Here is a 14719-nt window from a genome sequence, read left to right on the forward strand (position 1 = left end):
AGCCGCACGTTCTTTGGCATCCGCGGCTTTCGTATGCGAAGAGAGATGCAATTACTGGACGTGACAAAGAAGATAGCAAGGTTTCTACATACCCCAAGGAGTATCGAATATTCCCGATATGTATCTAAATAATTGCTATTTCGAAACGGTAGCGGGTTGTGGTGCCGTGAAAGCGGCCTTGCGGATGTTGTGGCGGTATGCGAGGCAGGCCAATGGGAAATAGACGGCGCTCTGTATCCACAGGGTTATGTATTCGGGGCGGATATCGGACACGGAAGCACCCATGGAGTTGGCTTTTACGAATGCCAGCGTGCCCGGGGCGGCCGGGAATATGTAATGCGCGGCGCGCCAGTACCACGGCATCAGCTCCAGCGGATAAGAGACGCCCGACAGGAAGATGAGGCCTACCGAGAAGAAAGCGATCATCAGCAACGGAGCGTCCGAATCGGTAAAAAAGACAGAAGCGGCCAGCCCGAAAAAAGATGTGGCCAACAGGTACGGAATCATCAGCATGACGATTTCATAACGCAGTCCGATGTCGGGGAGACTGAATATGACCGGCATCAGGCCCAGCAGGAAAAGGGCGAATACCGCATACAGCATGCAATAGACGAAGGTCTTGCCGATCACGATGCGGGCCATGTGCCCCATGGACAACCCTTGCGGGGCAAACCAACGGATCGTTCCCTGATGGCGTTCGCCGCCGCTGATCATGGCGATGACCATCAGCAGGGTTTGGAAAATAATCACCATAAGAACCGCCGGAATCAGGTAACTGCCGTATCCTTCGGTGTGATTGTACAGGGCGGTGCCCACGACGGATATGGCTTTGGCCTGCGTAATCTGCTGGACGTCCTGCTGCGGCAGAAAAACCAGCATCTCGGGACGATACCGGCCGTTGAGCTCCATCATGGCCCCGGCCGATGCTTCCTGCATTGCCAGATAATAGAGGAATGCATCGGTAGTCCCGTACATGATGAAGACCGCCTCCCCGCCCCGGTTGACACGCGTCTCGAAGTCGTCGGGGATGTAGATGATTCCGATTACTTCGCCCTTTTTCAGCAACTCTTTGGCGCCGGGAAAATCCGGTTCGGTCGTGTAGACGCTCACCTGCGGCGCAGCATCGATCAGTCGGGTGTATTGGCGGCTCAGCGCGCTGTGCGACCGATCGACCACCGCGACGGGTGCATTGCGGATCAGGTTCGGTTCATACATGTAATTGTAAAGGAAGCCGTAGATGAAGATTCCTCCGATCAGCACCAGCAGGATGGCGTAGCTCGTGGAGATGATCCGGAATTCCCGGGCCACGATCGCCGCGATATCCGACAATCCGTTTTTTATTTTAATCGATGTTTTCATAGCGATGGCTCAAAACGGCCCGTTTAAGGCGCGGTAACAGCAGCAGTGCCGCCGGAATGAACAGGAACAGCGCGGCCACGTTTTGCCAGGTATACGCAAAGCCGTAATCCCCGTACAGCAGGTTCTGGTTGATTTCGACGAAATGGCGCACCGGAAAGAGGAACGAGGCATAATAAACGGCCGGGAACATGAACGGGGCCGGGAAGGTCACTCCGGAAAGCGTGGCTCCGAGCGATCCCACCATCGAAGCGATACTGATGATGATGCTGATCGCCGGGAAAATCGAGAAGATGAAGACACCCAGCGCTTGCGTGGCTATCACGAACAGTACGGCGGTTAGGTTCAACGGCCAGAAACCGCATGAAAAAGGGATGTGCAGCACGCCGAACATGACGTAATTGGCAAAAATCGCCATCACGATAAAAATCACGGTATACGGGAGCAGTTTGGCAACCACGGCCGTAAAGATATTGCCGTCGGCGCTTTCCAGCCATGCATCTCCGGTGCGAAACTTGATCTCGCTGCCCAGGGCATAAACCGTCACCAGCAATATGAGTACCTGGAACAGAATGAAGAAAAAAGGATGACTCAGGTAAACCGAATAGTCAAGATCGGGATTGTACAGCGGATGGCTCTGCACGTTCACCGGCACCAGAAAATTCATTACTGTACTTTCACTCACGCCCAGCGCAGTAGCCTCGCTGACGATCGGTCCCATCGAAAGCGGCTGCAACACCGTTTCGAATGCCCCCCGCACCTCGCTGCCCACACTCAGCAGTGCATAGTGGTAATAATAGGACAACGTGGCCGGCCGGCCGGCAAGCACGTCCGATTCAAAATTGGGAGGAATGACCAGATACCCGTAGATTTTTTTCTGCTGCGTGGCTTTGCGGGCCGACTCCTGATCGGAGAAATGTGCGGTCACCGCAAAAGTCGGCACAGTTTCCACCGTACGCGAGATGTCGCGCGAGGTGGCGCTCCAGTCCAGATCGACGATTCCTATCGGAATGCGCTCCATCTGTCCTGAGCCGAATATCGTCGCCATAAAAAAGATGCAGAACAGCGGCAATACGACACACGCTCCGAAGTAGAGCCTTCGGGATGTCATCCTGCCCCACTCCCTGCGGAGCACGGAAACAAACGGACTGTTTTGCTGCGGCATTCGCATCGGGTACGGATTATTGTTCGTCCATATTCACCAGTACCGACATGCCGGGACGCAATCCCTCCAGCTGTGGTTCGGGTAATGCGTGCAACTCGAAAGTACGCAGGTCGTAACTTCCTGTCTGTTTCGTCGACCTCCAGGTAGCATAGCTTCCCAACGGACTGATGTAGTTGATCCGGAAGACGACTCCTTTTTGGGAGAGCGCAGGAACATCGGCCCGGAAGGTTTCGCCCATTTTGAAATGCGGCAGCAGATCTTCGCGGATATTCAATACGGCATGGGCGTCTTCGAGTACCACGAGGCTCATAATGGGAGTGCCGGCGCCGACCAACTCACCGCGTTTGGGATAAATCGCGGCGATCTGGCCCGTTTCCGGGGCTACCAGCCGTGCATCCTGCAACAGGACGCTCACCTCTCCCACTACACCGCGGGCCGCATTGACCAGCGACCGGGCGCTTTCACGATCCTGTTTCTGCGCTCCGTCGAGCGCCATCTGGTACTGTTCGTAGACGGCCCGTTCTCCGGCTTGTGCCGCTTTATAAAGCGCCTCTACTTCATCTTTGCGCTGCGACGTGACGACGCTGTCCCGGTAAAGGGCCGAAATCCTGTCGTAGGTCACTTTGGCCAGGCTTAGGTCAGATTTGGATTTATTCCAGAGCTGGCGGGCCGATTCGACGATCTGTTTGCGCGTGCCGTCGTCGATCTTCTGGTTTTGGTAAACGGCGATGTTTTCCATGGCGTTCACCTGTTCGTATTTGGCCAGCGCCTCGGGACTGTTGATCACCACCAGCGTATCGCCCTTCCGCACGTTTTGCCCCTCTTCGACCAAAAAAGTATCGATCCGGCCGGGAAGCTTGCCTGAAATGCGGATTTCTGTCGCTTCGATTTGCCCCTGCAGGATGACGGGCTTGCGGCCGAGCATCCAGATGCCCAACGCGGAGACAATCACGACGACGACGAGAATGACTACAAATGCGATGCTCAGGTATTTTTTAGAGTTATCCATGGTTAATCTGTTAAAAATCACATTATCAATTTTGTGTCCGGGCCGGGGATTGCTTGTTCATTACATAGGTTATCAAATAGCCTCCGGATTATTTTCTGGTCTCGGCATGGTGTTAAGGTGCGAAAACGAAGTGTTCACTCCGGCCTGTTTCACTGTAATTCCGGAAAGTGTCGGGAATCCCGCAGGCTGAAAGCAGGTTGATCAACGCTACGTCGTATTGGTAAAAAGCCAGCAGCGAGGCGATTTCCACTTTGGAGAGCATCACTTCGGCATCGACAACTTCGGTCGACGTGGCCATTCCTTCGGTGAAAGCCTTTTTGCGCATCCGGACTAATTCCCGGCTCAGTTCGATGGTCGTATTGAGCGCGTTTACACTGCTGAGCGCATTTTGCATCTGACTGTAAAACTTGTCGATGCCTACGCTTATATCATCTATGGCTTTATCCCGGGTGATTCCAACGGTTTGCTTCGTAATTTTCGCTTGCCGGATCTTCTGCTCGCGATCGAGGCCGTCGAACAGGTTCCAGGTAAATCCCACCCCGACAAATGTGCGCGGTATCAGGTTTTTCTGGATGCCGTTTGAATAGAGCGTCTGCTTGCCCATCAGCGCAATCGTGGGCACATACCCGGCCCGGCCGATCCGAAGCTGGTTATCGGCGATATCGTCCTGCAGTTTAAGCTGATTGACCACATAGTTGTTGTCGCCGACCTCTCCTTTGAAGTAGGCCACCGGCGGCAACGTATCGTTGATGAAAAGCGGCGAGACAGGATGTATTTCGGCGGAATCGACCCGGATAATCGCCTTGAGCGCGCTTTGTGCCACACCCAGATCGCTGCGGGCCGATTCCAGTTCACGCCTGGCCTCGTCCATATTCACCTGCACGAACAGGCGTTCAGCTTTGTCGATCATGCCGTTGGCTTCCAGCTTCAGTGCATTTTGGTAATGCTTCTCGAGCGACCGGAGCGTCTGTTCCCGTACATCGACCACCCGCTGTCCCAACCGGACTGCGAAATAACTCTCCACCAGCATGGCTTGCACGGTGGCATCGACCTGCCCCCGGTTCTCTTCGGCGATCGAGACCATCGACCGGGTGATTCGTCCGGCATAGATACGCTTGCCGCCCGCGAAAATGGGCCACGTCAGATTGGCGTCGATGGTCGAAACATTCTGCGGTGCGAGCGGGAAACGTAGCGAATAACTGCCTATTTTATCGAGGATCGATGAGATCAGTTGGTCGTCGGGCAAAACCGAATGGATAAAATCCTTGGCCGGATCGGTGAATTGGTTCAGCGGCTGCTTCACCTCGACCGGATTGGACATGTGGACATAAGCTCCGGTTACGTTAAGCATCGGATACCAAAAGGAACTCGTCCGGCGATGTTCGCTTTCGGCCATCTCGACCTCTTTACCGGCAATTTGCAGGCTCCGGTTGCCTTCATGCAGCATCTTCAGCGATTGCTCCAGGCTCAATTCCAGCGGCCTCTCCTGCGCGACTGCAGGCAGGCAGGAGAGCCCCAGTCCCAGCAGGCCGAAACCGGTTACGCGCCGAATGATCGGGTAAGTTTTATACAACATGGTCATCGTTTGGTTGTTCGCCCTGACCCAATCGCAAGAATTGCGCCATTTCCCCTGCGCAAAGAAAAGCCCCGGCTCACAAAAGGAGCCGGGGCTTCGGGGAACTGTCCGCCGGTGTCGTCACGGCGACTTTATACTCTCAGACGTTCAGCATATTGGTGCCTTTGCCGCAGAAAGATTCGAAATCCCGGATAAATACATCCACCGCATGCGTTACGGCATCAATGGCAACAAGGCCTTCGATCACATCGGGCGAGATCGTGGCGGCTCCTACCCCGTGTTTGGCCAGTTCGAGCGCCTGCTGCGAGTTCTTGAAACTGGCGGCCAGCACCTCCGTCGCCATATTGTTGTTGCGGAAAATATCGTGGATCTCTTTTGCTTCGCGAATCCCGTCGACACCCAGGTTGTCGATACGGTTCACATACGGGGCTGCGTAATCGGCCCCGGCTTTCCCGGCCAGAAAAGCCTGCATGTGCGTATAAATGGCCGTGGCCGTGACGGGAAATCCGTTCTTTTTGAGAACCTTGATCGCTTTCAGCCCCTCGCGCGTAACCGGAACCTTGATAAACGTATTATTACCCAGCCTTTTGCGGATCATATGAGCCTCTTCGTAAATCAGGTCGGCATTTTTCCCGACGACCTGTACGTGCAACTCTGCATCGGGACCGATAAATTCGCGGATGGCCATCAGCACCTCGTACGGATTTTTGCCCTCTTTGGCCAAAATGGTCGGGTTGGTCGTCACTCCGTCTACCGGAAAATACTCATACAGACCTTTGATCGTGTCCAGGTTTGCATCGTCAATAATCAGTTTCATAACTCTTTACCTGTTTAAACCTCCAATATCATCTTTTAATTCGGCTGCAAAGCTACAAAATTAATGCTTATCTTAGCTACCGGAACAATCAATTCGACATGGCCCGAAACAGGATCGCATACGAAAAGAAGGTGGTCGCACAGATGATCCGCCTGTATTGCCGCTGCAAAGAGGGTAACCGGGCTGTGTGTGATAGCTGCCGTCAGCTGCAGGAGTACGCTTTTGCCCGGTTGGACCGTTGCCGGTTCGGTGAACGAAAACCGGCCTGCCGCAACTGTAAAGTACATTGCTACAAGCCGGAAATGCGGGAACGGATGCGTCGGGTCATGCGTTATGCCGGGCCCCGTATGCTGTGGCATTATCCCTGGGATGCCATCCGTCACCTTTTCGGGTGATTTTTACGCCTCTTTCTCCGGGGCCGGAGACGGAATCAGGTGCACATCCATCTGTGGGAACGGTATGTTGATGCCCTTCTGGGTGAATACTTTGTACACCTTCTCGTTCAGGTCGAAATAGACGCTCCAGTAATCGGCGGTGGAGACCCAGGCCCGTACCACGATATTGACCGAACTGTCGCCGAGACTCTGCAAAGCGATGAAATAGGCCGGATCTTTCATCACGCGGCTATCCGCATCGAGCAACTCCGCGAGCGTCGCCTTCGCAAAATCGTAATCGTCCCCGTAACCGATGCCGAATGTCCAGTCGACCCGGCGGCGCGCTTCCCGTGAATAGTTGTTGATAATGCCGGTCGACAGGCTCCCGTTCGGAACGAGAATGGTCTTGTTGTCGGCCGTATTGAGCACGGTGTTGAACAGCTGTATCTCCTTGACGGTGCCCGACTGGCCCTGTGCCTCGATGAAATCACCGACCCGGTACGGTTTGAAGAGCAGTACCATCACTCCACCGGCGAAATTCTGCAACGTGCCGCTGAGGGCCATACCGATAGCCAGACCTGCCGATGCGAATAACGCGACGAACGAGGTGGTATCGATTCCCAGGATGCCGATGATAACCGTGATCAGGAAAAATGTCAGCGCGATCTTAACCAGATTTTGCAGGAACGTGCGCAGGGACGGATCGACCTGACGCCGTTCCATCATTCGTCCCATGATGCGGCGGATGTAACGGATCAGCCACCGGCCGATGAAATAGACCGCTACGGCGATGCAAATCTTGATCGCGATGGAGATCACGCCACCGGTGACATGCTCGACCATCTGCCGCAGGGACATATCCGAAAAGGATTCGAGCTTCTGTGCGAAATCGATCTTGTGTGTGGTGTCGGCTGCATTCTTTGCGGCCGAAAGCAAAAGCGGCAACAACATTGACGTATATCAGGTTAAATTAAACATTCGTGCGGTTTCAAAACATTCCGGCCGGTCCAGGTTTGGCGATTCGCGGCAGGCGGGGCGGCGGCTTATTCTCCGATAGGCACTTCCGTCCATACGCCGCGCTCCAGCTGCCAAACGGCACCGATACCGGATGCCTTCAATAGCCGGAGCGCCTCGGGGCGTCCGCTGTTGATCAATTCGGGCAGATGAGCGTCGGAATTGACCACCACCGGGATGCCCAGTGTCCGGATCAGTCCGAAGTGTTCTTTGTTCGGATAGAGGAAGCCGTTCCGGTGTAGCGTTTTCGTATTCACCTCAATCATCGCGCCCTTTTCGGCGATAAAGGTAAAGTATTCCGAAATTTTGTCTTTGTACCACTGCTGGCCGAGAATGTCGGGCTCACAACAGGAAACGTTGTACGAGATTTTATCCGCATGGCCGATGAAATCGAATCCGCCCCGCCCGATCATCCGCATCAACTTGTCGAAATAGGCCAGCACGACCCGCTTCAGGTCGCCGCCCAAATGCAGGCGTACATGCTCGCGGAAAACTTCCGGCCTAGTGTCTATATCGACAATCTCGCCTTGCGTCGAGTGCAGCAGGTGCACCGATCCGATCCGGTAGTCCAGCGGTAAACTTTGAAAATAATCGTTTGCAGGTTGCTGATCCTCATCCATGTAGTCGATCTCCAGACCTACGTACAGCTCTATCCGGTCGCCGTAGAGCCGTTTGAGCCGGGCGAACTCCTGCAGGTATAACCCGGTCTGTTCCCGGTCGTCGATCGTCCAGCGCGTGCGAAACGGCAGCGGCGCATGGGACGAAACGCCGTAGCTGGTAAAACCTTGCCGGACAGCCTCGGCGATGAATGCTTCCATCGGGGCTTTGCCGTCGCAGAACGAAGTATGGCTATGGTAGTTGGTCAGGTTGTTCATGGCTGACAAAGATAATAATATTTCCGCCGCGAGGCAATGGAGCCTGCACCGGAGAGGCACATGGTCCCGGTATAAAAAAAGAAACATAACCGGGACATGTCGGCTTTACGCCCGGCCGGCCCGTTGTGGCATAACTATTGGAGTAACTGATATACAACTTAAAACCTCCAATTATGTATTTTCTTTGGTATATGCTCATCGGGCTCGTGGCCGGGTATGTCGCCAGCCTGATCGTCAAAGGCAACGGATCGGGATTCTGGCTGAACCTGATCGTCGGTATTATCGGCGGCGTTCTGGGCGGTTGGCTTTTCAGTCTGTTCGGACTCATTGCCGTCGGCACGCTCGGCAGCTTGATTACCTCGGTCGCCGGTGCGATCGTACTGTTGCTGATCGCTTCGGGCCTGACCCGTCGGAAACGGGAACATTATTGATTGACGTATAAACGCATCCTAATCGGTATTTACGAAACACCGATAATAAGTTATAGGATATACGGACGAGCTGCCGGGTAATTAATTTATCCGGCGGCTCGTGTTTTTGTGATTCGGCATTGACCGTCCGTGTCCATGGAGAATCAGACCGCACGAAACAGCCTTGCCCTTCCGGAGTACGGTTTTCCGACAATTCCCGCCACTTCCAATTAAGGAATCGATCTTGACACAGCATAAACCGTAATCCGGGTAATATTCCCTGTAATTCGTTTACAAATACAAATAGGGTGCGCTCCTACCTTTGCAATACAACCAATAACCCTATCCGATGAAACGACTTTTTTTGTTAACAGCGATGGCGGCAAGCCTTTCTGCAGCGGCCCAGGTTTGGGACAAAACTTTCCCGCAGAGCGATCAGGTAAGCGTGGAAAAGGTATCGTTCAAAAACCGGTACGACATTACAGTCGTAGCAGATATGTACCTGCCCAAAAATTTGAACCGGTCGCAGGAACATGCTGCTATTGTTATCGGACATCCTTTCGGCGGAGTCAAGGAGCAGTCGAGCGGACTCTATGCCCAGCAACTGGCCGAACGCGGATTCGTCACCCTCGCTTTCGATCTTTCGTATGGCGGAGAGAGCGGCGGTACGCCGCGTCATCTGGCATCGCCCGAAACTTATGTGGATGATTTCAGCGCCGCCGTAGATTTTGCAGGAAAGCAACCGTTCGTCGACCGGAACCGGATCGGAGCCATCGGTATTTGCGGAAGCGGCGGATTCGGTGTCGCTGCCGCAGCCATCGATCCGCGGATCAGGGCGGTTGCGACGGTCAGCATGTACGATATGGGGCGGGAGCGCCGCCAGGGGTATCTGGATGTGATGGGTGTCGCCGAACGCAAAAAATACCTCGAGGAAATTGCGGCACAACGGTGGAGTGAAGTCGACGGTGCTCCCGTACGGATGCTGATGGGTACACCCGACTCCATCGACGAACACTCCCCGGAGGTAGCCAAAGAGTTTTTCGATTATTACCGCACACCTCGCGGACAGCATCCGCGCTGTACGACCGGCATTACCTACACGAGCAGCGCACCGATGATGAACTTTTTCCCATTCGCGAATATCGAACTGATTTCTCCGCGTCCTGTACTGTTCATCGCCGGCGAGCGGGCCCATTCCCGTTATTTCAGTGAAGACGCCTACCAATTGGCTTCGGAGCCGAAAGAACTCTATATCGTCCCGGGAGCGGGCCATGTGGATCTTTACGACCGGGTAGCGCTGATTCCGTTCGACAAACTGAATGAATTCTTCACCCAAAACCTGCAATAACAATATTATGAAACGTATATTACTGGCAACTTGCCTCTTGATGACAGTCGCCTGCAACAGTAAAACCTCTACCGCGATGCAAACGACAACAGAACCTGTATTCGGACTGGGTGTACCCGTATCCGACAATTTTACCGGCGCAGCATGGCTTCGTACGCTGTCGGCCGAACCCGGATACGACTGCCAAATCTACAATGTCACTTTCGCCCCTTCGACCCGCAACTATTGGCATCGGCATGCCGTGGGACAAATCTTGCTCTGCACCGAAGGAATCGGATTTTATCAGGAACAAGGCGCTCCGGCACGCCGTTTAATCCCCGGAGACGTGGTAAATATCCCGGCAGGGACGATTCATTGGCACGGTGCGGCGCCGGACAGCCGTTTCACACATATTGGGATTACTCCGGAAGCGAGTCGAAACCAAGTCGAATGGCTCGGTGAAGTAACCGATGAAGAATACAACCGGGCAACCGAATAAAGATTAAACGACATGAAAAAGACACTCATCCTCTCCTCATCTCCCCGCCGCGGCGGCAACTCAGATACGCTTTGCAACGAATTCCTGCGCGGAGCCCGGGAGGCGGGGTTCCCGGCGGAAAAGATTTTCCTCGGCGACAAGGCCATTCGTTATTGTACGGGTTGCAGCGTTTGCAGCCTGTATGGCAAACCCTGTCCGCAAAAAGACGACATGTCCGAAATTCTCGATAAAATGCTAGCCGCCGACGTGATCGTGATGGCGACACCCGTATACTTTTATACGATGAGCGCACAGATGAAGACGTTGATCGATCGTTGCTGCGGCCTCTATACACAAATGCAGAACAAGGAATTTTACTTTATCGTTACGGCGGCCGAAGACGACCAAAAGAAAATGGAGCGAACGATCGATACGTTCCAAGGATTTCTCGATTGTCTCGACGGAGCAACGATCAAAGGTGTAGTGTACGGCTTGGGGGTATGGCATGCCGGGGAGATCAAAGGCAATCCGGCGATGCAGGAGGCTTATGACCTGGGACATAAAGTCGGAGAAGCATAGGTTGTAAAAACCGTTATGTCCGCCATATCCGCCTATGCCATACTGTTGTCCGCCTGTTTGTGCGGCTGCAACGATGGGCGAACTGAACGACAATGAAAAATATCATTATCTCCCCTGCGCTTTGCCGGCAACTCCTTCCGATATAGGGACGATCCATAGCGGCGATATCATGCTCTACGGCTTCAACAGCCTGGTGCTGTTTTACAAAACGTTCCCATTCCCGTACCGATACACACCGATCGGGAGCATCGATAATCCTTCTGCCCTGGAAATGTTTCTCTGCAGTGGCCAGATTTTCCTAAAATTTGAACTGATAAATAATCAATTATGGAACTATATGATTTTTTGAAGCACCTGAACAGCGGTGCCCCCGTTTACAGCGATTCCGAAGCATTCGAATATATGCACGAACTGAGTAATGAAGCGATGCGCATCACGTTCCGCCTGAACGGCTCCTACCATACTCCGGAAGAGATACGGGCCCTGTTTTCACAATTGACCGGAAAACCGGTCGATGAATCGTTCCGTATGTTTCCGCCCTTCTACACCGACTGTGGCAAAAATACGACGATCGGGAAAAATGTTTTCATCAATTCCTGCTGTCATTTTCAGGATCAAGGCGGCATCGTTATCGGGGACGGTTCGCTAATCGGCCACAACGTGACGCTCGCAACGCTCAATCACGGCATGGCGCCGCAACAGCGGCAGTCCCTCTATCCGGCACCGATCGTAATCGGCCGTAATGTCTGGATCGGTGCGGGGGTAACGGTCGTTCCGGGAATCACTATCGGAAATAATGCCGTTGTCGGTGCCGGTTCGGTCGTTACAAAAAACGTCCCCGCCAATACGGTCGTAGCGGGAATTCCGGCAAAACGGATTAAAACCATCGAACCGAATCTGTAAACCTCGGACCGCTCCGCATGCACAAAAAAAGAGCCTGTCTCAGGGCTCTTTTTGTAATTACAGAATCTATCCGGAGCGGAAAACGGGATTCGAACCCGCGACCCTCAGCTTGGGAAGCTGATGCTCTACCGACTGAGCTATTTCCGCAAATATGTAGATCACTCCCTACATAGTGGTGCAAATATCCGTTTTTTCCCTAAAAAATGCAAGGATGCAGCATTTTATTTGTAAATGGAATTCAAGATATCAGCCAAACGCAGACCGGCCCGGAGCAACTGCTGTTCAACGACAGGATAATTGTCGAACATGTATTGGTAGGACAATTCGCTGTCTTCCGGCGTATCCTCGTATATCTTTTCGCAGACCGCATGCGTTTCGGTCAGCCAATCCGCCGGCGTACCTGTTGCAAGCTGCTGTTTCCGCTTTCTATCCAAGATGTCGATATTGTCCACCCATTCGGTATAGCTCCATTTTTTCGCCGATTCGACCAGCATGTCATCCCATACCGCATGCAGGTTGGTCGGTTTTCCAAACCAGGTAACCGATATTTTATTGGCACCCAGATCGCTTAAATGCCCGGTGTGCATCGGACAGTGGATGTCGCCGACCAGATGGATCAAGAACTTGACATACAGGGTCTGCATGCTGTCGGACAATGTGCCCGAGCGCAATTTAGATATGATTTCATTCAAAGCCGTCAGGACATCGCCGGTCGGATTTTTCGGCATCGACTCATACGTTTCACCCGCGTCGATATTTGCATAATGCCACGTTGCCGTGTATTGGTAAGGTTCGTCCTTCCGGATAAAATCCATCCACGACGAGTAATACATCAGGGTATGTCCGTCCAGAATCCGATTCAATTTTTTCGCTACTCCGGGTTTCAGATTATTGGCGGCGATGGCGGCGACAATATCATGGCCTTTCATTCCCCAGCCGAATGCAGTACTGCAACACGAAGACAGGCAAATAGATACCAGCAAGCACCTGAATAGATTTTTCATACGACAGATTTACTCCATTTTTAAGACCGCCAGGAATGCTTCCTGCGGAACCTCCACATTGCCTACCTGGCGCATGCGTTTCTTGCCTTTCTTCTGTTTTTCGAGCAGCTTGCGTTTACGGCTGATATCGCCTCCGTAACATTTGGCCGTCACATCCTTACGTACTGCTTTGACCGTTTCACGGGCAATGATCTTAGCTCCGATAGCTGCCTGAATCGCGATATCGAACTGCTGTCGCGGGATCAATTCCTTGAGTTTTTCGCACATCTTGCGACCAAAATCGTAAGCATGTTCGTGATAGATCAGCGACGAAAGAGCATCGACAGGCTCACCGTTGAGCAGGATATCGAGTTTTGCCAGTTTGCTCGGTTTGTAGCCCGTCTGGTGGTAATCGAACGACGCGTAACCCCGGGAGATACTTTTGAGTTTATCGTAAAAGTCGAACACGATTTCGGCCAGCGGCATCTCGAAATTGACTTCTACACGATCCTGTGTAATGAAAACCTGATTTTTCAGCGTACCCCGTTTGTCAATACACAGCTTCATGACGGTGCCCAGGTAATCGGACTGTGTAATGATCTGAGCCATAATGTAAGGCTCCTCAATGACGTCGATCATCGTAGGTTCGGGGAGCCCCGACGGGTTATGCACGTCAATGACTTCGCCTTTGCTCGTATGGACTTTATAAGAGACGTTCGGCACCGTCGTGATGACATCCATATCGAACTCGCGGTAAAGGCGCTCCTGGATAATCTCCATATGCAACAGCCCGAGGAAACCGCACCGGAAGCCGAACCCGAGTGCCAGCGACGATTCGGGTTCATAGGTCAGCGACGCGTCGTTGAGCTGCAGTTTCTCGAGCGATGCCCGCAAATCCTCGTACTGATCGCTCTCGACAGGATAGAGTCCGGCGAAAACCATCGGCTTCACATCCTCGAAACCTGCGATCGCCTCTTTGCAGGGATTGTCCACATGGGTGATCGTATCGCCGACTTTCACGTCGAAAGACGTTTTAATGCCCGAAATGATATAGCCCACATCTCCTGTTTTCAGTTCATTGCGGGGGCTCATCTTCAGTTTCAATACACCTATTTCGTCTGCGTCGTATTCACTGCCGGTATTGAAGAATTTCACTTTATCTCCCTTGCGGATAGAGCCGTTGAAAATGCGGAAATAGGCGATAATGCCCCGGAATGAATTGAAAACGGAGTCGAAAATCAGCGCCTGCAGAGGCTCGTCTTCTTTGCCGGTCGGAGCCGGGATACGTTCGACGATGGCCTGCAAAATCTCTTCGACACCCACACCCGTTTTCCCGGATGCCGCAAGTATCTCTTCTGGTTTACAGCCGAGCAGATCGACTATCTGATCCTTTACTTCATCGACCATGGCTGCTTCCATATCAATCTTGTTGATCACGGGAATAATCTCCAGATCATGACCCAAAGCCAGATAGAGGTTCGAGATGGTCTGCGCCTGAATACCCTGCGTCGCATCGACGATCAGCAACGCCCCTTCGCATGAAGCAATGGCGCGCGACACTTCATACGAAAAATCGACGTGCCCCGGGGTGTCGATCAGGTTCAGCACATATTTTTCGCCCTGGTAGAGGTACTCCATCTGAATCGCGTGACTCTTGATGGTGATCCCTTTTTCGCGTTCGAGGTCCATATTGTCGAGCACCTGTGCCTGCAGCTCCCGCTGCGAAAGGGTATTCGTAGCTTCGAGCAACCGGTCGGCAAGCGTGCTTTTACCGTGGTCGATATGGGCGATGATGCAGAAATTGCGGATATTCTTCATAGATATTTTTTCGATGCGGCAAAGTTAAGTAAATT

At 53.0% G+C, this 14719-nt stretch carries 16 protein-coding genes and 1 tRNA gene; 7 read left to right on the forward strand and 10 right to left on the reverse strand.

Annotation, left to right across the window (positions count from 1 at the left end; translation table 11 throughout):
* Positions 1-135: 135 nt before the first annotated feature.
* From NQ495_RS01970 to NQ495_RS01990, 5 genes are all read right to left on the reverse strand, one after another.
* Entirely contained in the window at positions 136-1359 is a 1224-nt protein-coding gene (locus NQ495_RS01970) for an ABC transporter permease (protein ID WP_009134656.1), read from the reverse strand.
* Entirely contained in the window at positions 1343-2527 is a 1185-nt protein-coding gene (locus NQ495_RS01975) for an ABC transporter permease (protein ID WP_009134655.1), read from the reverse strand. Before NQ495_RS01975 ends, NQ495_RS01970 begins: the two co-directional genes overlap by 17 nt.
* A gap of 10 nt (positions 2528-2537) precedes the next feature.
* Entirely contained in the window at positions 2538-3530 is a 993-nt protein-coding gene (locus tag NQ495_RS01980; protein WP_009134654.1) for an HlyD family secretion protein, read from the reverse strand.
* 112 nt (positions 3531-3642) lie between these two features.
* The gene (locus NQ495_RS01985; RefSeq protein WP_040294731.1) at positions 3643-5085 is read right to left on the reverse strand and encodes a TolC family protein; all 1443 of its coding nucleotides are present in this window, start codon (positions 5083-5085) and stop codon (positions 3643-3645) included.
* Between the two features lie 160 nt (positions 5086-5245).
* Positions 5246-5923, reverse strand: a complete 678-nt coding sequence (locus NQ495_RS01990) for a fructose-6-phosphate aldolase (protein WP_009134652.1) — start codon at positions 5921-5923, stop codon at positions 5246-5248.
* Positions 5924-6021: 98 nt separating this feature from the next.
* On the opposite strand from NQ495_RS01990, the gene NQ495_RS01995 reads away from it, so the two are divergent.
* Entirely contained in the window at positions 6022-6318 is a 297-nt protein-coding gene (locus NQ495_RS01995) for a nitrous oxide-stimulated promoter family protein (RefSeq protein ID WP_009134651.1), read from the forward strand.
* Positions 6319-6321: 3 nt separating this feature from the next.
* Here NQ495_RS01995 and NQ495_RS02000 read toward each other — a convergent pair whose 3' ends face one another.
* Together NQ495_RS02000 and NQ495_RS02005 are read right to left on the reverse strand one after the other, a co-directional pair.
* Positions 6322-7248 (reverse strand): mechanosensitive ion channel family protein, encoded by a 927-nt coding sequence (locus tag NQ495_RS02000; protein ID WP_009134650.1) that lies wholly within the window; start codon positions 7246-7248, stop codon positions 6322-6324.
* Between the two features lie 92 nt (positions 7249-7340).
* Positions 7341-8186, reverse strand: coding sequence for a histidinol-phosphatase (locus tag NQ495_RS02005; protein ID WP_009134649.1), 846 nt, complete (start codon positions 8184-8186; stop codon positions 7341-7343).
* Between the two features lie 173 nt (positions 8187-8359).
* On the opposite strand from NQ495_RS02005, the gene NQ495_RS02010 reads away from it, so the two are divergent.
* The 6 genes from NQ495_RS02010 (at position 8360) to NQ495_RS02035 (ending at position 11883) form a co-directional block, all read left to right on the forward strand.
* Positions 8360-8617 carry a GlsB/YeaQ/YmgE family stress response membrane protein gene (locus NQ495_RS02010; protein ID WP_009134648.1) on the forward strand — a complete coding sequence of 86 codons (258 nt, stop codon included), beginning with the start codon at positions 8360-8362 and terminating at the stop codon, positions 8615-8617.
* 328 nt (positions 8618-8945) lie between these two features.
* Positions 8946-9944 carry an alpha/beta hydrolase gene (locus NQ495_RS02015; protein WP_009134647.1) on the forward strand — a complete coding sequence of 333 codons (999 nt, stop codon included), beginning with the start codon at positions 8946-8948 and terminating at the stop codon, positions 9942-9944.
* A gap of 76 nt (positions 9945-10020) precedes the next feature.
* Positions 10021-10422 carry a cupin domain-containing protein gene (locus NQ495_RS02020; RefSeq protein ID WP_040294730.1) on the forward strand — a complete coding sequence of 134 codons (402 nt, stop codon included), beginning with the start codon at positions 10021-10023 and terminating at the stop codon, positions 10420-10422.
* A gap of 12 nt (positions 10423-10434) precedes the next feature.
* The gene (locus NQ495_RS02025; RefSeq protein WP_009134645.1) at positions 10435-10980 is read left to right on the forward strand and encodes a flavodoxin family protein; all 546 of its coding nucleotides are present in this window, start codon (positions 10435-10437) and stop codon (positions 10978-10980) included.
* Between the two features lie 73 nt (positions 10981-11053).
* Complete coding sequence (locus tag NQ495_RS02030) at positions 11054-11329, forward strand: cyclophilin-like fold protein (RefSeq protein WP_009134644.1); 276 nt, start codon at positions 11054-11056, stop codon at positions 11327-11329.
* On the forward strand, positions 11308-11883 hold the full coding sequence (locus NQ495_RS02035) for a DapH/DapD/GlmU-related protein (protein WP_009134643.1): 576 nt from the start codon (positions 11308-11310) through the stop codon (positions 11881-11883). The genes NQ495_RS02030 and NQ495_RS02035 overlap by 22 nt, the downstream gene beginning before the upstream one ends.
* 74 nt (positions 11884-11957) lie before the next feature.
* Here NQ495_RS02035 and NQ495_RS02040 read toward each other — a convergent pair.
* From NQ495_RS02040 to lepA, 3 genes are all read right to left on the reverse strand, one after another.
* Positions 11958-12030, reverse strand: a tRNA-Gly gene (locus NQ495_RS02040).
* A gap of 74 nt (positions 12031-12104) precedes the next feature.
* Positions 12105-12812, reverse strand: a complete 708-nt coding sequence (locus tag NQ495_RS02045) for a S1/P1 nuclease (RefSeq protein ID WP_232208920.1) — start codon at positions 12810-12812, stop codon at positions 12105-12107.
* A gap of 84 nt (positions 12813-12896) precedes the next feature.
* A complete protein-coding gene (lepA, locus tag NQ495_RS02050; RefSeq protein ID WP_009134641.1) occupies positions 12897-14684 on the reverse strand; it encodes a translation elongation factor 4 in 1788 nt (595 codons plus the stop codon).
* Between the last annotated feature and the right edge of the window lie 35 nt (positions 14685-14719).

The organism is Alistipes indistinctus YIT 12060 (assembly GCF_025144995.1).
GTDB classification, from domain to species: Bacteria; Bacteroidota; Bacteroidia; order Bacteroidales; family Rikenellaceae; genus Alistipes_A; species Alistipes_A indistinctus.